Genomic DNA, 17,603 nt, shown 5'->3' on the forward strand with positions numbered 1-17,603 from the left:
CGCACTGCGGTCCTCCGCCGTGGGAACGGGCCGATCACCCTGCCGGGGTGGTCAGCAGACGCCGTCGCCCGGCTTGGGGTTGCCCAGGCCGAACAGCGGGCGCAGTTTGAGCCCGAGCCAGGTGCCGGCCAGTGCGACCGCGCCCCACAGCCAGCCGCTCAGGCTGCCGGAGGAGACGCCCGCCAGGTAGGCACCGATGTTGCAGCCTCCGGCCAGCCGGGCGCCGATGCCCATCAGCACACCGCCGAGCACCGCCGCGACGGCCGTACGCCACGGGATGCCACGGTGCAGGGCCCAGGTACCGCCGAGTGCGGCCGCCACCGCCGCACCGATCATGATGCCGATGTCGGTGAGGCTGGTCTTGTCGGCCAGCACCGGGCCCGCCAGCATCTCGGCGTTGCCGGGCTGCCGCCACCAGGTCCAGTTCTCCGGGTGTCCGCCGAGGGCGCCCACCAGTTCCGAGCCCCACAGGCTGAACGCACTCGTGACGCCCCAGGCACCGCCGGACACCAGGAGCACGCCGGCTCCGAGCAGGGCCAGTACCAGGGCGCCGGCGGCCAGCGGCCAGGAGCCGCGGAAGGCCCGTACGGCCGCGGTGCGCGCGGAGGGTACGGCTCCGAGCGGCGGCGGGTTACGACGGGCCTGGACGCGTCGCGTGACCAGGACCACGAGCAGCAGTGCGGCGATCGTCACCGCCCATGAGCCGAACCAGCCGATGTGGTCGGAGAGGACCACCGGCTCCCAGGCGGGCAGGTCCTTCCACAGGTCGAACTGCCAGGCGGCGAGCGTGGCGCCCGCGATGAATCCGCCGAGGGTCAGAACCACCGAGGTCTGCCCCGAGCCGACGGCGAACAGGGTTCCCGAGGCACAGGCGCCGCCGAGCTGCATCCCGACCGCGAAGAGCAGTGAGCCGACGATCAGGCCGACTCCGATCGACCCGGCGGACGGCGCGGGCTGTGAGCCGAACAGCCCGGTGCTCGTGCCGATGATCAGTGCGAACAGCGTGGCCGTGGTGCCGAGCAGCAGGGCGTGCGCCCGCAGCCCGGTGCCGTTGCCGACGGCGACGAGCTGCCTCCAGGCGGAGGTGAAGCCGAAGCGGGAGTGGAAGAGGGAGACGCCCAGTCCGAGCCCCAGCAGGAGCAGTACGCCCGGTTTGGCGCCGTGTGCGAACCATACGTACGCGGTCAGAGCTACGGCGAGCAGCCCGGACACGACGAGTGGCGTCCTGCGCACCGGGGGCAGGGGCGGCGCCTCCGGTCGCGGCACCGAGGTGGGGGAAGGAACGAGAAAGGCGGCGGGCGTTGCGCGCGGCGGCGCGGCCGGCCCGGCAGGTGGCGCGGTGGTCACGAAAGGTCTCCGGAGGATGCTCTACGGACGGCGGCAGTGGGGTCGACGCCGGCAGCAGGCGCTGCCGACGCGGGGTTCAGCCGCGACAGAGTCCGTTGTCGACGCACCACGCCGACTGCGCGAACAGCGCGAGGCACAGCGACAGGGCCGATGCAGACATGCGTACGAATATACGGATGGACTCGCTCCGGATGCTTGACCGTCTCGCCATGCGGAAGCCTCCTGGGACGGAGAGGCGTGCGCCGGTATCCGGACAGAACCATTGACAGGGCTGCGATCCGGGCGGCAAACTCACGCCACTCCGTGAAGAAACCTTCACTACGCGAACACGCAGGCACGCCGGCACAGGGGCGCCCCAGGGATTGCGAACGTCCCCGAACGCAAAGGAGAACGAGCGGTGCATACGACCGTGGGAATCATCGGGGGCGGCCCTGCCGGCCTGCTGCTGTCACGCCTGCTCCACCGGGCGGGCGTCGACTGCGTCGTCCTGGAGAGCCGCGACCGCGCCTACGCCGAACAGCGCCAGCGGGCGGGCATCCTCGAACAGTCCACCGTCGACGCCCTGCGCGAGGTCGGGGCGGCCGAACGGCTGGACGCCGAGGGACTCGTCCATGACGGCGTGGAGCTGCGCTGGGAAGGCCGGGCCCACCGGATCGACTTCCCGTCACTGACGGACGGCCGCCGTGTGTGGGTGTACGCGCAGACCGAGGTGGTCAAGGACCTCATCGCCCTGCAGCTCGCCGACGGCGCGGCCCTCCACTTCGGGGCCGAGGTCCGCTCCGTCGAGGGCGCGGACACCGACTGCCCGACGATCCGCTACACGCACGACGGCCAGGACAAGACCCTGACGTGCGCCTACGTGGTCGGCTGCGACGGCTTCCACGGGGTGACCAGGGCAGCCGTACCCGAGGGCGTCCGGCGCACCTATGAGCGGGTGTACCCCTTCTCCTGGTTCGGCATCCTGGCCGACGTGCCGCCGTCCTGCGACGAGTTGATCTACGCCCACTCCCCGCGCGGCTTCGCCCTGCACAGCATGCGGTCCCCCGAGGTCAGCCGGATGTACCTGCAGGTACCCAACGGCACGGACCCGGCGGACTGGCCGGACGAGCGGATCTGGGACGAGCTCGACGCCAGGTTCGCACTCGACGGCTGGAAACTGGAACGCGGCCCGATCACCTCCAAAAGCGTTCTGCCGCTGCGGAGTTCGGTCACCGAGCCGATGCGGTACGGCCGGGTCTTCCTGGCCGGCGACGCCGCGCACATCGTGCCGCCCACCGGCGCCAAGGGGCTCAACCTGGCCGTGGCCGACGTCGTGGTGCTGGGCCGGGCGCTGATCCGGCAGCACAGGACCGGTGCGTCGGATCTGCTGGACGCCTGTTCCGACACATGCCTGCGCCGCGTATGGCGCGCCGAACACTTCTCGTACTTCATGACCACGACGCTGCATACCGATCCGGACCAGAGCCCGTTCGACACGCGCCTCCAGATCGCCCAGCTCGACCGCATCGCCGCGTCACCCCACGCGGCAGCCGAACTCGCCATGAACTACGCGGGGTTGCCATTGGTGTGACAGCGCCGGAGCGGCAGCCCCGGCAGAGGGCGATCCCCGTAGGCACGCGGTCACGGGCGCGCGCCCTGCCGGAGCCGGGCGCCAAGGAGCGGGCCCGCGCCGACCATTGACACGGGCGGAGGCCAAGGAGAAACTCGCACGGCCCAAGAGTGGAAATATTTTCACCTCGCGAACATTCACTTCCGACCGTGGCGTTGTTCCCCGCACGGGACGGCCCACCCGCCACAACGCCGTGGCAGAAAGCGAGTGCCCCGTGGCTGCCTCGACCACGTCCCCACCACCCGACCGCTCCTTCCGGGTGGTCGCTCCGGTCATCGCCCTGTGCTGGCTCGCCGTGTTCTTCGACGGCATGGACGTCAACATCTACGGCGCGACCATGCCGCACCTCCTGGCCGACGAAAGCCTCGGCTTCACACCCGCACTGGCCGGCACCATCGGCAGCTGGACCACCTTCGGCATGCTGATCGGCGCACTGGCCACGGGCACGCTCACCGACTGGCTGGGCCGGAAGCCGCTGGTCATGGGCAGCGTCGTGCTGTTCTCGGTGGGCTCCGCGCTGTGCGCCGTCGCCCCCGACGCCACCCTGTTCGGCGCAGGCCGCTTCCTCTCCGGCCTCGGCCTGGGCGGGCTGATGCCGATCAGTCTCGCGATCGTCGCCGAGTTCGCACCGCCGCGCCGGGCCGCCCTCGCCACCGGCCTGATGATGACCTCGTACCACGCAGGCGGCATGGCGGCCACGGGCATCGGTCTCGTCGTAGCCCCCGAGCACGGCTGGCGCTGGGTGTTCTGGGCGGGAGTGCTGCCCGCCCTGATCGCGGTGCCGCTGGTACTGAAGTGGCTTCCCGAGTCTCCCGGGGTGCTCTTCACCCGGGGGCGAACCGAACAGGCGTACGCGGTCGCCGACCGCTACCGGCTGGAGCGGCCGGGTGCGCAGCAGGCTCCCCAGGCCGGCGCGAAGGGCCGGCTGGCCGCGATCACCGCCCTGTTCGCGCCCGGCACCCGCTGGGCGACCCCGCTGCTGTGGATCGCGTCCTTCGCGGGTCTCCTCCTCGTCTACGGCGTTTCCACCTGGCTGCCCGAACTGATGCGCGCCACCGGCTACTCCCTCTCCTCGTCGGTCACCTTCCTGATGGTGATCAACGCGGGTGGCATCGTCGGCATGCTGATAGCGGGCCGTACGGCGGACAGGTTCGGCCCGGTGAAGGTCTCCGCGCTGTGGTTCGTACTGACCGCGGTCGGCACCTTCCTGCTGAGGGCACAGCTACCGCTCGGCGCCGCGTACGTGGTCGTCTTCATCACCGGCATCTGGCTGTTCAGCGCCCAGGTGATGGTGTACGCCGCCACGTCCCGCGTCTACGCGCCCCGCGAACGCGCCACCGGCCTGGGCTGGGTCACCGGCATCGGCCGTACGGGCGCGGTGGTCGGCCCGACCCTCGGCGGCGCGGTCCTCGCGGGCGGAAACGCGGGCCTCGGCTTCACCACGTTCGCCGTGGCGGCCGTCCTCGGCGCCGTGGCGATCTCCCTGGTACCTCTGGCCGCGCGCCACCGCCGCGGGCGCGGCACGGACACGGCCCCCGCTCCCACTCCCGCGACTGGCTGAGATCCGGACGACGGCATCACGGGGGATGTGTCCTGCGTACCCATGGGCAGAAGCGGTCGTTCTCCGGTTCACGCCTGCTGACCGAGTAGGACCGCGGGGCCGGGCGGCCTCGCCGGTCCACGGACGACAGCGGACACCGGATCCCGCCCGCGGCTCCTGCTGCCGAAACAGCCCTGGGTGCGGCGATGACAGGTCGAATCGTGGAGACTTGGGAAGCTCGGCGGCGGCAGCTGTCGGTGGAGGGCTTCAGAGACCGAGGCCGACGAGGAGGACACGATCAACAGCGCCGAAACGGGCCGGCACCCACTGGACTCCGCCAGCGTCCTGAACGCGAAGGAGACCCTCTTCGAACTCCTGGGCCGCGCCGGAATGCTCCGCGACGAAGCCGAGGAGCTGATCGCGATCGTGGAGGCCGGCGCGATCGCTGACGCGCACAGCGAGGCCGGGAAGGCGGTGGGCGAGCCGGCCGGGAGCGGGGAGCCGTACGGCACCGGCTGGTACGACGGCGCCCGCGCCGTCGGCGACGCGCTCGACCGTGTCGCCGAGCGAGCACTCGAGCGTGCCATCGGCCAGGCGACGCCTGGCTCGGCGGGGGACGCCGCACGGGGCCGTCTCCCCGTCGGGAGGGTGGACGTGGAGCGTGCGAAGGTCGCCGTGATGCCGCTCTACCTCTCGTTCAGCGACTCCTCGGACCTCGACCCCGAGGTGTCGGACGAGGTCCTCACAGCCGTGCTCGGCACGATGGGCGTCGTGGGACGGGTCGGGTACGCCGGACAGCTGGAGCGGTTCACCGATTCCCGTCGGCAGCGGCTGGCCGAGTTGTACGCACGGTACGGGCCGGGCAGTCGCATCGCCGTCCACGGCCGCCACTCCCTGCTCCACTCCCCCACCAGCATCGCCGTACTCGAACGCCTCACCGCCGCACCGACCGCGCTCCGGGCGGAATGGGAGCACGCCGAACTTCCCCCGGCGTGGCTGGAAGGGCTCGCGACGGCTTGGCGCGCGTCGGAGACCGTGCCCGGCTGACGCCCGCCCCAGCGGAACGACGCGGTGCACCTGCGGATCGCAGGTGCACCGCGTCGTCGGCGGAGGCCGGGCCTCAGCTCAGCGGTTCGATCCGGATGTTACGGAACCGAACCGTGTTCCCGTGGTCCTGGAGACGGATCGCTCCGGCCGAAGGGCCCTCCGGTCTGCCCGCGCCGGTCGGTCCGTCGATCGCGACGTCGTCGTGGACCTTCTGGCCGTTCCACACCACCGTCACCCGCGCGTCGGCGGTCTTGCGGCCGCTGTCGTCGAAGCGCGCCGCGCGGAAGGTGATGTCGTACTTCTGCCACGTCTCCGGGGCCGTGGCAGCGTTGACGTCCGGTGCCTTCTTCTCGTAGATGGCCCCGGCCTCATTCGTGGCGAGGGTGGTGTCGCCGAACGAATCGAGGATCTGGAGCTCGTAGCGGTCCTGGAGATAGATGCCGCTGTTGCCGCGGTTCTGGCCGGTCACGTCGTCCGGCAGCTGCGGCACCCGGAACTCCAGTTTCAGCTTGAAGTCCTGGTAGGCGTCCTTGGTGCGGATGTCACCGCAGCACACCTCCATCGACTGTTCGGCCGACAGCGGCCATTCGAGGCGCCGCCCGTCCGTGTGCTGCCACTGGGCCTGGGAGGCGGCGGTGCCGTCGAAGAGAGCGACGGGGGCGCCGTGCGGCAGCACGGTGATCAGGTCGAGGTTGACATGCCCGGTGTCGCCCTGGTCGAAGCGGTACGAGAGGGTGTTGGACCCGGCGCGCAGCCGGATCCGCTCGGTCTGCGTCGACCAGTCGTCCCAGGTGCCGGTCGAGGCGAGTGCGGTCTGTCTCAGCTTCTTCCCGTTGACGTGGAGGGAGAGGTTCTTGGTGCCCCGGAACGGGTCGGGACCGTTGGCGTAGCGCAGGTTCACGTCGTAGTCACCGGCCTTGGGGACCGTCACGTCGAATGTCGTGGCGGCCTTGCCCTCCGTGTTGTAGCGGTCGACGAAGCCGCTGCCCGAGTAGCCGGTGTGGTCGGTGTGGACGCCGGCCGTTCCGGTGAGCCGCGCCTCCTCCGCCTCGTACAGCGTGGCCGCCGGGGGCTGCTTGCCCGGCAGCGCGTTGAGCGTGTACCAGGCCTCCGTGCTCCACAGCGCCTCGCCGGACGCGGACGCGAAGGGGCGCGGCGAGCGGAGGTGTACGACCCGGCCGGGCTTGAGCCCGTCGAGTCGCAGCCGCACGGTGCGGCTGTCGTCGGAGAGGGTCGCCGAGCTCACCGCGAGCTGCTCCTCGGCGATCTTCGGGCCGCCGTAGTCGGAGGTCGGGGTGTAGCGCCACTGCTCCGCCTGGTAGCGGGCCGTCAGCTCCGCCGCGGTGGCCTCCGACACGGGTTGCGTGTACTCGAGGTCGAAGCCGCCGGGAACGGCGCGCATCTCCTTGATGTCGAAGGTGTTGCCGCCGTTCGGCGTGAGTTTCTGCAGGCCGAACTTCAGCTTTCCTTCCTGTCCCCAGTTGCCGTCGGCACCGAGACCGCCCGCGTATATCGCACCGTCGGGTCCCATGGTGATGCGGTTGACGCCTGCTTCGAGTCCCTGCGTGTAGCGGAAGACGGCACCCTGGTACTGGCCCTTCACCTTTTCCAGGTAGGCACGCTGGAGACCGCCGTAGGTGACGTCGCCGATCAGCATCTGGCCTGCGAAGCGGCCCTCTTTCAGATGCAGCGGTGTGCTGGGAGAGTTGCCGATCTCGTTCTGGGGCAGCCAGACCACCGGCTGGGTGACGGGCCGGCTGTCGAACGGGCCCGAGGGCTCGGTGTAGTGGTTGAAGAAGCGGTCCTGCTTGATCTGGACGAGCTTCGACGCGGGCAGCCAGCCGCCCTGGTTGTCGGTGGTGAAGATGTCGCCGCCGGGGCCCCAGCCGATTCCGTTCGGGGTCCGCAGACCGCCCGCGATCGGATGGATCTTGCCCGTCTTCTTGCTGATCTTGTACGTCGTGCCGCGGCCCGGTGCCGGCTGCGGAGTGGTCGTCGCACCGCCGTAGTTGATGGCGACGGACAGATTCACGTAGAAGTGGCCGTCGCGGTAGAGCAGTCCGAAGGCGAACTCGTGGAAGTTTCCGCTGTACGGCCAGGTGGCGATCGTGCGGTACTCGTCGGTGACGAAGTCCTTGTCTGTGTCGACGAGTTGCGTCAGCTCATGTTTCTGCGAGACGTACAGCGAGCCGTCGACGTACTTGATGCCCATCGGCTCGCGCAGGCCCTCGGCGACCTTCTTCACCGTCACCTTGTCGCGGCTGGTGTCACCTGTGACGTGGTCGAGGAGGTACACCTCGCCGGTCAGGTTGTCCGTGCCTCCCCAGGTGGAGAGTGCCAGACGTCCGTCGGGCAGCCAGTCCATCCCGGTGACCTGTGGTTCGAATCCGTCCGGGCGCAGGTCGGTGAGGTCGAGGTCGGGGCGTACATCGGCGAGCGGCAGGCCGTCGCCGGGGCTGTCCGCCCCGGACTCGCACTCCTTGCGGCCCGGCGCGGTGACCCGGACGACCCCGGCGTCGGTGCTCAGGGCCTCGTTCGGTACGACGCTGAAGTCGTCGGCGCCCGGCGGCTTCCACGAGAGCGTCAGTTGCTGCTCACCGCCGCGCTCGAAGTAGTCGACGCGGTACGGGTGCGTACCCGCGCCGAGTTGGACGGCTCCGTCCTTGGGCTCGGCGCCGTGCAGCCCGTCGTGGTCGATGACTTCCCGGTCGTCGATGGTGAGCCGCGAGCCGTCGTCGCTGTTGAGGCGGAAGGTGTACGTCCCGTCGGCGGGAATGACGAGGTAACCGGAGGCCTCGGCCACGAAGTTGTCGGCGAAGCCGCCGAAGTCGCCGACCGTGGACCAGTCCACGGTCGGCATCAACGTGTCGTAGTTCGGGGTCTGGCCCGGCTTGAGCGTACACAGCTTGCTGAGGGGCACCTGTGTGTCGAACACCCGCAGGGTGACGCCCGGTTCCTGGGGTGGGATGTCCTCGGGTTCGGCAGCGGCCGGAGGGGCTGCCCAGATCCCTCCCGCGAGGAAGCCGCCGACGAGCAGGGCGGCGAGGTGTCTTCGAGCATGTGGGAACAGCCGTGAATGCATCGGTCCTCCAGAACGGGGTGGCACTCCGGTCGGGCTGTACGGATCCGCGAAAGAGCAACAGGCCTGGGTTGCGCCGCCACGCTAGGGGACTTCTGCTGAGGAAGTCCATACTTTGTCATCTGTCAGTTCAAAGTCCGTTCTTGGTCTTCGCGGCCGGTCGGCAGCCCGGCTGCGTCACCTCACACACGGCGCCGCCCGGGGGCGGTGGAGACAGCGGCGGTGTTCGTACCGACGATCACGGCGACGGCCGGCCAGGAGAGGGCGTCCAGGTGCTGACCGAGGACGGCGAGACCGACCAGAGCCGCGGAGACCGGGTTGACGCTCGTGAACACGCCGAAGAAGTGCGCGGGGACGCGGCGCAGGGCCAGCAGGTCGGCCAGGAACGGCACCGCGGAGGAGAGCACCCCGGCTGCCGGGGCGCAGCCCAGCGCGGCGGGGCTCGGCGGGTGGTGCCAGAGCGCCCACGTACCGATGGGCAGGTAGAGGGCGCCGGAGACGGCTGCCGCCGCGGCACCACCACCCTCGCCCTGTGGCCGAACAGGACCAGCCCGTCGTCGAATACATCCATGACATCGACGACTGGCTCGCCGCCGTCGCCACCGGCCGCCGGGACGCGGCGAGCACGTCCTCGCCCTGACGCGCGGGGGGAACGAGAACCGACCGGCCGCCTGACGTACGACGGGCCTGCGTTCTCCCGTACGCCGAGGCGCCCATGTTTGGCCTGAGGGCCGCTGTACCGCCCTGGACCAGCCTGTACGCTGCTCGGATGCAGCCGTCCGCCTCTTCCTCTTCCGCGCGGTCCGACCAGGCCGCAGCTCCCGCCCAGCGTGGGCTCCTGACGGAACGGATCGCGCGGGAACTCGAGCACGACATCCGGTCCGGTGACATCCCCGTCGGGACGAAGCTCCCCTCGGAGCGCGAGTTCGCGGCTCAGTTCGGCGCCAGCAGGAACGTCGTGCGCGAGGTTCTGCGGCGACTCGAGGCCCAGCACCTGATCGAGGTCGCTCCGGGCCGCGGTTCCTTCGTGCGTGAGCAGACCTCCGGGCAGGCCAGGGGGTACGACGCGTTGTACCGGGCGGGTCGGCCCACCGTCCGGCAGCTGATCGAAGCCCGGCTGCCGCTCGAGGTCGAAACGGTGCGCCTGGCGACCGAGCACGCCACGGACGAGGACATCGAGGCGATGAGGTCCGCACGCGACGCCCTGGAGTCGGCGAGCGACGTCGTCGTCAAAGCCCGGGCCGACATGGCTTTTCATGACGCCGTCGCCGAGGCGAGCAAGAACCCGGTTCTGCGGATCATGCTTTCGTCGATCAGCGGCATGATGTTCGAGATGATGCTCCGTTCCAACTCCGACCCCTCGATCGGCGAGCCCGGAGTTCCGCACCACCCTGAGATCTTCGAGGCGATCGAGGCACGGGACACGGAACTGGCCTGTGAACGGATGCGGGAGCACTTGATGCTCGGTCTGCGCACCTACGGGAAGGACCTCGACGTCCAGGTCGACATCATGGCGCGCAACCATATCGAAGCGCTGCTGGACGAGACCGGGGACCGGTACAGCACCGGCAGGACGGGCGAGTAGCTCCCCGGGACCGCCGCCCTGGACGCGACGCTGCACCGGCTCCGCGTCTCGGCGAGGTCATCCGTGCCCTTCGACGAATCCGGCCCGTGAAAGGGCTGTTCGATACGCCACTCTCCTGCTAACGTCCCTCTGGCCCAACTGGTCCTACCAGTTGGGCCAGACAATCGGATGCTCCGCGGAGTCAGCAGGTCCGCAGGTGAGCGCGAGGCACGACAGCGCAGAGAGACGAGGACAACGATGTCCACGAGCAGCCAGCTCCTCAGCCGGCGCTCCTTCGGCAGGCTGGCGGCAGGAGTCGCGGGAGCCGCCGGGATGGGAGCGCTCGGCGCGTGTACGACCAGGGGCGAGCGGCCCTCCGCCGACACCCCGTTGCGGATCATGGCGATCAACCACGTCTGGTCCCAGGCGATCCGACGCCGGACGGAGGAGCTCGAGGAGCGCATCGGCCGGCGCGTCTCCATGACCCTGCTCACCGCGGACCAACTGGCGAGCAGCTACAACGTGAAGCTCAACGCCTCGGGCACCGACGTGGACGTCATGATGGTCCGTGCGCTCCAGGAGCAGCTCCTCTTCGCGCACAACGGCTGGCTGACCGACCTGAGCGACCGCGTCACCCAGGACGACGAGTTCGCCTGGCGGGACTTCCAGAAGGCCCCGCGTGAGGCTTCCTTGACGGCGGGCAAGGTACTGAGCGTCCCCGTGGTGACCGAACGCCCCGCGCTGTACTACCGCAAGGACCTCGTGGAGGACCTCGGCGGACCGCCACGCACCCTGGCGGAACTGATGTCGGCCGCCCAGGAACTCACCGACAAGAAGAAGGGCCTCTACGGCTTCGTCGGCCGAGGCCAGCGCAGCGGCGCCGTATCCCAGTGGTCGAGTTTCCTGTACTCGTACGGCGGGGACTTCGTGGTGCGGGGCAAGTCCGGCATCGGCACGCCCGAGGCGCTCGCCGCGTACGAGTACTACGGCGGACTTCTGGCGAGGACGGGCCCGCCCGGCGCCACCAACATGAGCCTCGAACAGGCCATGCCGATCTTCGCGCAGGGCAAGGCCGCCTTCTACATCGACGCCGACGCGATCTACAGCAGCATTCTCGACCCGCAGGTGTCGACCGTGCGCGACACCGTCGGCTTCGCGCCCTTCCCGGCCGGACCGGCAGGCGCCCGACCGCACAACATCCCGTCATGGAGCCTCGGCATCAGCACCTTCAGTCTGCTGCGCGACGATGCCTGGGAGTTCATCAAGTGGGCCGCGAGTACCGAGATGACCGCGGCCCTCCAGAAGGACGGCATCCCCGGCGCCCGTAGCTCGGTGTGGTCCGACCCCTCGTCCCTGGCGTCCTTCCCGCCGGAACTCGCCGAGACCATGCGGCTCAACGCGGAGCGGGGCCTGGGCTACGACAGGCCCCGCGTCCTGCAGGTCGGCCGGGCCAGAGACATCGTCGGGCGGCCGCTGGTCGCGGGCATCCTCGGCAACGACGTACGTCCGGTGGCGCGTGACGCCGATGCGGAGTTCGCCGATTTCCTCGTTCGCGACAACCGCCACAAGGAGTCCTGATGTCCACCACCGAGGTCTCCCCGGCCCGCCCGGCCCCCGCGTCGACTACGGCCCCCGCGTCGACTACGGCCCCCACGCGCCGCCCCCGCACCTTCGAACAGGCCAACCGGCGGCTGAAGTGGATGATGCTGGCTCCGGCCCTGCTCTTCGTCGGCCTGATGATCGTCTTCCCGCTGGTCTACACCATCAATCTCAGCCTGACGGACGCCTTCGGCGCGGTGAACGCGGGCAAGGAACATGTCGGCCTGCAGAACTTCACCGACGCCCTCGGGGACACCCGCCGCTTCTGGCCCGCCGCGCAGCGCACGGTGATCTTCACAGTCGGGGCGGTGATCCTGGAGACCGTGCTCGGTCTCGCCCTGGCGATGCTCATGCGCAAGCCGTTCCGGGGCATGCGGTGGGTGCGAACGATCCTGATCATCCCCTTGCTCACCACACCGGTGGCGATCGGCATCCTCTGGCTGCTGATCCTCGACCCCACCAACGGCATAGCCAACCACCTCCTCGCCGGAGTCGGGCTCCCCCGGCAGGAGTTCCTCGGCTCCGTCAGCCAGTCACTGCCGACCCTGATGCTCATCGACGTCTGGCAGTGGACGCCCATGATGACCCTGCTGCTCCTCGCCGGGCTGACCACGCTGCCCGAGGAGCCGGAAGAGGCGGCCCGCGTCGACGGGGCGAACGGCTGGCAGCGGTTCCGGCACATCGTGCTCCCCATGCTCGGGCCGACGCTCGCCACCGCACTGGTGCTGCGCGCCGTGGACGCCCTCAAGACCTTCGACATCCTCTACGCCACCAAGGGTGCGGGCGGCGGCTCGGACTTCGAGGTGGAGACCCTGAACGTCTACGCCTACGGACTCACCTTCGACTACCAGGAGTACGGCCTGGCCGCCGCCGTCCTGGTCCTGTTCACGCTCTTCATCATCGGCGTCGTGGTGCTGCTGCGCCGCCGGGGCGGAAGGAAGAAGACCGCATGAGTGCCACCGTCACCCCCGTACCCGTCCCGGCACACCTGCGCCGACGCGCCGTCCGCTCGTGGCTGCGCGGCACCGCGATCGCCCTGGTGACGCTCGTCTTCGCGCTGCCCCTGGTGTGGATGTTCGCCGCCGCCTTCAAGACCAACGTCCAGGTGACCGACCCGTCCGTGGGCCTGTGGTTCAGCCCGACCCTCGAGAACTTCCGGAACATCGTGGAGGCCGGGCAGATCCTGCGGTCCATGGGCAACTCACTGCTGGTCGGTGTGGTCTCCACCGTGCTCTCCGCCGTGATCGCGGTGCCCGCCGCCTGGGCGGTCGGACGGTTCGACATGCACCGCACGGGTTCGTTGATCCTTGTCGCGCGCATCGTGCCGGCGATCTCGCTGCTCGTCCCCTGGTACTACCTGTTCGCGCAGATGGGCCTCGTCGGCTCCTACACCGTGCTGATCCTCAGCCAGATGTTCGTCTCCGTCCCGCTCATCATGTGGGTCATGATCAGCTTCTTCGCCGGCCTGCCGGTCGAACTGGAGGAAGCCGCGCGCACCGACGGGCTGAGCGCCTTCGGTGCCTTCTGGCGCATCGCGCTGCCCCTCGCGGCCCCCGGGACGGCGACGGCCTCGCTGCTCGCCTTCGTCTTCAGCTGGAACAACTTCATGTTCGCGCTGATCTTCGCCGACGACCGCACCCAGACCGTTCCGGTGACCCTCTTCAACTTCATCTCGTACGCGAGCACCGACTGGGGCGGTCTGATGGCCGCCGCGACGCTCATCACCGTCCCCGTCGTCCTGGCCGCCGTCCTCGGACAGAAATACCTGGTGGCCGGCTTGACCTCGGGCGCCACCAAGGGCTGAACAACCCCTCACCACCGCATTCGGAAAGAAAGTACCCCGCATGAAAATTGTCGACGCGAAGGTCATCGTCACCAGCCCCGGACGTAACTTCGTCACCCTCAAACTGACGACGGACGAAGGGCTCACGGGCCTCGGCGACGCCACGCTCAACGGCCGGGAACTGTCCGTGGTCAGCTATCTCGAGGACCACGTCGTGCCGCTCCTCATCGGCCTCGACCCGCACCGCATCGAGGACACCTGGCAGTACCTGTACCGAGGCGCCTACTGGCGACGCGGCCCGGTGACGATGGCCGCGATCGCGGCCGTCGACGTCGCGCTGTGGGACATCAAGGCGAAGGCCGCGGGCCTCCCCCTCTACCAGCTTCTCGGTGGCGCGAGCCGGGACCGCGTGGGGACCTACGGCCATGCCAACGGCCGCGACATCCCCGAGCTCCTCGATTCCGTCCGGGCCCGCCTCGCCGAGGGCTACCCCGCCGTGCGCGTGCAGTCCGGCATCCCGGGACTGAAGGCGGTCTACGGCGTGTCGAGCACGGACGCCAGCGGCGCGCCCGTGCTGCACCAGCAGGTCCGGCCGCTGGTGGAGGACTGGGACACCGACGCCTATCTGCGTCACATGCCGGCCGTGCTGGAGGCCGTGCGCGCCGAGTTCGGCCCCGAACTGCCCCTCCTGCACGACGCACATCACCGGCTCACCCCCCTCCAGGCCGCCCGGCTCGGCAAGGATCTGGAGCCCTACCGTCTCTTCTGGCTCGAGGACTGCACACCCGCGGAGAACCAGGAGGCTCTGCGCACCGTCCGCCGCCACACCACCACGCCGCTGGCCATCGGCGAGGTCTTCAACACGGTGTACGACTACCAGTCCCTGGTCACCGAGCAGTTGATCGACTACGTACGTTCCGCTGTCACGCACTTCGGAGGAGTCACTCCGCTGCGCAAGCTCTTCGACTTCGCCGCGCAGTACCAGATCAAGAGCGCGATCCACGGGCCGGAGGACATCTCCCCGGTCGGCATGGCAGCCGCCGTCCACCTCGACCTCGCCGTACACAATTTCGGTATCCAGGAGTACTCGGGCCACACCCCGCTCACCGAGGAGGTGTTCCGCCACGCCTACACCTTCACGGACGGCTACCTGCACCCGGGGGAAGCCGCGGGGATCGGGGTGGACCTGGACGAGGACCTGGCAGCCGCGCACCCCTACGAAGCGGCGTACCTCCCGGTCAACCGGCTGCATGACGGAACGGTCCACGACTGGTGACCTCGCGGGGGCGCTCGGCGCTGTCACCCCTGTTCATGACATGTGTCATGAACAGGGGTGACAGCCAACCAGCCCGGAATCCCGACGCATGGCCTCATGATCCCCGCCCCCTGCCACGGCCTCGGCCGGTGACAGGGCCTGGTCCGGACGGAACGCCGTCGGCGGGTCGCACAAGCCCTGCGGCGAGGAGACCGTCCTCGACCAAGTCGACCTCCACGTTCCCTTCGGCACCGTCTCGTTCCTCCTCGGACCGCGTCGGCGGCGTGCGTGGCGATCAGGCCTCTCGACGGCGGCCGACGAGCGGTGCGGCTGCGGGAGGTTCCTGTGGAGCGGTGACGGACGACGCGGCGCGAGGACGCCTGCGCAGGGGACGCGAGAGGCTGCCCGAGGAGGGAGCTCGATGCTCCGCCCGAACTTCCGGGACCTGCGCTGATCGGCGCTGCTCCACAGGACCAAGAGGACGCGCCTCCGGTCGATTCCTGCGCACACCATGGACAACACCCCGCCCCTGCCGCTACGTTCACCGATTGTTTGACAACGATGTCACGCCGCCTCTTCCAAGGAGCAGTGATCGCCGATGGTGTCCCGAAGAACCCTTCTGCAGGCAGGCGGATCAGCTCTCACGGTCGGTGGGCTCGGGATCACCCTGCCCGATCGGGCAGGCGCGGCCGAGGCCCGCACCCCGGTCCCTCTCCTGCCGTCCTTCGGCCGCCCCACCCGGCTCGACGTTGCCGACATCAGTTCCCTCGACGGAGACGACCAGCTGCTGTTGACGACCCTTCAGGGCGTCGTCAACCGCCGTCGTCCACGCCTCTACTTCAACTTCGACGGCAGCAACGTCGACTTGCGCTGGCTGCCCGGCACCGGCGCCTCGGTCACCCGTCACGACCGCGCGCTGGACCTCGTCGCCCGCTATCGGAACGACACACGCGGCGCCATCCTGCACGATCCCGAGGTCCCTGACTCGGTGAACGTGGCGACCACCCTGGCCGGCCTGGAGAACGCCGTCGCCGCCACCGCCGAACAGGCTCGTGAGCACCGTCTGAAAACCGTCGTCGATCTGCGGGGCCGCTTCGACGCGCACGACGTGCTCGCCACCTACCGCTGGCAACTGGACCACCTGTTCCCGCGCTGCGCCCACACCCTGTTGGCCGGGCTGCCGCCCACCCGGACGGTACGTTCGGGCAGTGTGCAGTGGCGCGAGATCGCACGGGAGACCGAGCGCATCCGCGACTCGTCGAACCGACAGGTTCGCACCTTCGATCTGAGCGCGGACATCGCCGGCGGGGGCGGCGTCTACCTGCGCTTCCAGGACTCGTTCGGCGACGACGGCTGGGGCGCTTCGGTCGGTTCTGTCAGGGCGAAGGCCGACGGCGACGAGGTGATCCTCTCCTTCACTCCCGGCACGGCCGAGGAGGTGCCGTACCTCTTCGACGGCTCCAACTCCTCCATCGGCGGGGACGCCAACCGATTCTGCGATGGTGACGGGTACTTCATCTACCACTTCACCCCGCCGGCCGGCACGCGACAGCTCCTGGTGGAGGTCGAGCTGTGGAACCAGTATCTCGTCTCCTCCACCACCACCGCACCCACCAGGGTCGAGCCGTTCCCCTACTTCCGGGACTACGCCGTCGCGAGCCGGGCGATGGTCGTCTGGCTGCCTCCGTCGGGCGAGACGGGCACGCTTCTCGACGAGATCTTCAGCCGGGTCGCGCCCACCACCCCCTACGCCGGCTGGTTCTCCCACGACGTCGCAGGAGAGTGGGGAGGCGTCGACCGAGCCTCTCGGCACGGCATCGAAGTGGTGCCCGCCGATTACTACATGAACGGCACCGTGCACGCGGGCGTCCCCGCGAGGGTCTCCGACAAGGTCCCGCCGAGGCCGCAGGCCGCGCTCCGCAACCGCGTCTACCTCACCCTCACCGTCGGCGAGGGCGACAACATCCAGTACTGCCAACGCCGCATGCGCAGTATCTGGGACGACCCGGAGCGGGGCCGCGTGCCGGTCAACTGGACCGTCAGCCCGCTGCTCGCGGACATCGGGCCCGCTCTGCTGGCGTACTACCAGAACACCGCCACCGACAACGACCTGCTGATCGCGGGCCCTTCCGGCGCCGGCTACACCTACCCCGGCTCGTGGCCCGAGAGCGCCTTGGCCGCGTACACGGAACTCACCGGACGCCTCCTGCACCGAACCGGCATGGACCTGGTCTACGCGTACAACCCCCGCAACCCGACGGGCGACGGATGGATCCCGTTCGACGAGCGCGTCGTCCGCTCCTACCGGGACAACACCCCGCTGCGCGGCATCATCCAATCCTGGGAGACCGGAGACCTGCAGATCCGCCCGGCCGGTATGCCGGTGATCGGCAACTTCTTTCCGCAAGGGAAAGCCGCGGAGTACCGGGACGCCCTGCTGCGGCACGTCGAGGGCTGGGACCGCACCGTGCCACTGTTCATCGCCGGCGCCATCAACGCCTGGAGCTGGACACCGAGTGACATCACCGAGCTCTGCGACCTGCTCGGCGAGCCGTTCGAAGTCGTCCGCGGCGACACGTTCTTCGACCTGGTGAACCAGGCGGCATAGAGCTATCGGCCCGCAGGTGAGCGATGCCCGCGTCGAGGGCGGCCTCCCGGTGGGTGGAGGCCGCCCGTGGTCATGAGGATCAGCACGCCGCCCTGGATGCCGGCCGGCAAGGCCGCAGCCTCCCGGTCGGCGTCCAGGCCAGGTGCGGCCCCGCCCTCGGCCTGCAGATGGC

Annotated in this window: 11 protein-coding genes and 2 pseudogenes; 10 read left to right on the top strand and 3 right to left on the bottom strand. The window is 69.6% G+C overall.

All coding sequences use genetic code 11. From position 1 onward, the window contains the following. Nucleotides 1-51 precede the first annotated feature (51 nt). Entirely contained in the window at nt 52-1,347 is a 1,296-nt protein-coding gene (locus ACFYQ5_RS25090; RefSeq protein ID WP_389200594.1) for a YeeE/YedE family protein, read from the bottom strand. A gap of 397 nt (nt 1,348-1,744) precedes the next feature. On the opposite strand from ACFYQ5_RS25090, the gene ACFYQ5_RS25095 reads away from it, so the two are divergent. From ACFYQ5_RS25095 to ACFYQ5_RS25105, 3 genes are all read left to right on the top strand, one after another. Then, nucleotides 1,745-2,917 (top strand): 4-hydroxybenzoate 3-monooxygenase, encoded by a 1,173-nt coding sequence (locus tag ACFYQ5_RS25095; protein WP_389200596.1) that lies wholly within the window; start codon nt 1,745-1,747, stop codon nt 2,915-2,917. 253 nt (nt 2,918-3,170) lie between these two features. Beyond that, entirely contained in the window at nt 3,171-4,517 is a 1,347-nt protein-coding gene (locus tag ACFYQ5_RS25100) for an MFS transporter (protein WP_389200597.1), read from the top strand. A gap of 369 nt (nt 4,518-4,886) precedes the next feature. Then, nucleotides 4,887-5,543, top strand: a complete 657-nt coding sequence (locus ACFYQ5_RS25105) for a hypothetical protein (RefSeq protein ID WP_389200599.1) — start codon at nt 4,887-4,889, stop codon at nt 5,541-5,543. A 73-nt stretch (nt 5,544-5,616) separates the two neighbouring features. Here the strand turns inward: ACFYQ5_RS25105 and ACFYQ5_RS25110 are convergent, their stop codons facing one another. Together ACFYQ5_RS25110 and ACFYQ5_RS25115 are read right to left on the bottom strand one after the other, a co-directional pair. Continuing rightward, nucleotides 5,617-8,625 (bottom strand): family 16 glycoside hydrolase, encoded by a 3,009-nt coding sequence (locus ACFYQ5_RS25110; RefSeq protein ID WP_389200601.1) that lies wholly within the window; start codon nt 8,623-8,625, stop codon nt 5,617-5,619. Nucleotides 8,626-8,804: 179 nt separating this feature from the next. Continuing rightward, nucleotides 8,805-9,152 (bottom strand): annotated as a pseudogene (locus tag ACFYQ5_RS25115) (EamA family transporter); the annotation flags it as partial. On the opposite strand from ACFYQ5_RS25115, the pseudogene ACFYQ5_RS25120 reads away from it, so the two are divergent. The 7 genes and pseudogenes from ACFYQ5_RS25120 to ACFYQ5_RS25150 all read left to right on the top strand — a co-directional run. Next, nucleotides 9,129-9,232: pseudogene (locus tag ACFYQ5_RS25120) on the top strand (LysR family transcriptional regulator); the annotation flags it as partial. The pseudogenes ACFYQ5_RS25115 and ACFYQ5_RS25120 sit on opposite strands and share 24 nt — an antisense overlap. Before the next feature lie 159 nt (nt 9,233-9,391). Further along, nucleotides 9,392-10,207 carry a FadR/GntR family transcriptional regulator gene (locus ACFYQ5_RS25125; protein WP_389200603.1) on the top strand — a complete coding sequence of 272 codons (816 nt, stop codon included), beginning with the start codon at nt 9,392-9,394 and terminating at the stop codon, nt 10,205-10,207. Between the two features lie 237 nt (nt 10,208-10,444). Further along, nucleotides 10,445-11,764 (top strand): ABC transporter substrate-binding protein, encoded by a 1,320-nt coding sequence (locus ACFYQ5_RS25130; RefSeq protein WP_389200605.1) that lies wholly within the window; start codon nt 10,445-10,447, stop codon nt 11,762-11,764. Then, nucleotides 11,764-12,738 (top strand): carbohydrate ABC transporter permease, encoded by a 975-nt coding sequence (locus ACFYQ5_RS25135; RefSeq protein ID WP_389200607.1) that lies wholly within the window; start codon nt 11,764-11,766, stop codon nt 12,736-12,738. The genes ACFYQ5_RS25130 and ACFYQ5_RS25135 overlap by 1 nt, the downstream gene beginning before the upstream one ends. Beyond that, nucleotides 12,735-13,589 carry a carbohydrate ABC transporter permease gene (locus ACFYQ5_RS25140; RefSeq protein ID WP_389200608.1) on the top strand — a complete coding sequence of 285 codons (855 nt, stop codon included), beginning with the start codon at nt 12,735-12,737 and terminating at the stop codon, nt 13,587-13,589. The genes ACFYQ5_RS25135 and ACFYQ5_RS25140 overlap by 4 nt, the downstream gene beginning before the upstream one ends. Nucleotides 13,590-13,629: 40 nt before the next feature. Beyond that, nucleotides 13,630-14,844, top strand: a complete 1,215-nt coding sequence (gene manD, locus ACFYQ5_RS25145) for a D-mannonate dehydratase ManD (protein WP_389200610.1) — start codon at nt 13,630-13,632, stop codon at nt 14,842-14,844. Between the two features lie 577 nt (nt 14,845-15,421). Then, nucleotides 15,422-17,431 (top strand): GxGYxYP domain-containing protein, encoded by a 2,010-nt coding sequence (locus tag ACFYQ5_RS25150; RefSeq protein WP_389200612.1) that lies wholly within the window; start codon nt 15,422-15,424, stop codon nt 17,429-17,431. Nucleotides 17,432-17,603: the final 172 nt, after the last annotated feature.

The sequence above is a fragment of the Streptomyces sp. NPDC005794 genome, assembly GCF_042871445.1.
Lineage (GTDB): Bacteria > Actinomycetota > Actinomycetes > Streptomycetales > Streptomycetaceae > Streptomyces.

Coding starts and splice junctions, on each gene's coding strand:
- ACFYQ5_RS25140 (WP_389200608.1), top strand. CDS start 12,735: ATGAGTGCCACCGTCACCCCCGTACCCGTCCCGGCACACCTGCGCCGA.
- ACFYQ5_RS25135 (WP_389200607.1), top strand. CDS start 11,764: ATGTCCACCACCGAGGTCTCCCCGGCCCGCCCGGCCCCCGCGTCGACT.
- ACFYQ5_RS25130 (WP_389200605.1), top strand. CDS start 10,445: ATGTCCACGAGCAGCCAGCTCCTCAGCCGGCGCTCCTTCGGCAGGCTG.
- ACFYQ5_RS25125 (WP_389200603.1), top strand. CDS start 9,392: ATGCAGCCGTCCGCCTCTTCCTCTTCCGCGCGGTCCGACCAGGCCGCA.
- ACFYQ5_RS25105 (WP_389200599.1), top strand. CDS start 4,887: ATGCTCCGCGACGAAGCCGAGGAGCTGATCGCGATCGTGGAGGCCGGC.
- ACFYQ5_RS25110 (WP_389200601.1), bottom strand. CDS start 8,625: ATGCATTCACGGCTGTTCCCACATGCTCGAAGACACCTCGCCGCCCTG.
- ACFYQ5_RS25150 (WP_389200612.1), top strand. CDS start 15,422: ATGGTGTCCCGAAGAACCCTTCTGCAGGCAGGCGGATCAGCTCTCACG.
- manD (WP_389200610.1), top strand. CDS start 13,630: ATGAAAATTGTCGACGCGAAGGTCATCGTCACCAGCCCCGGACGTAAC.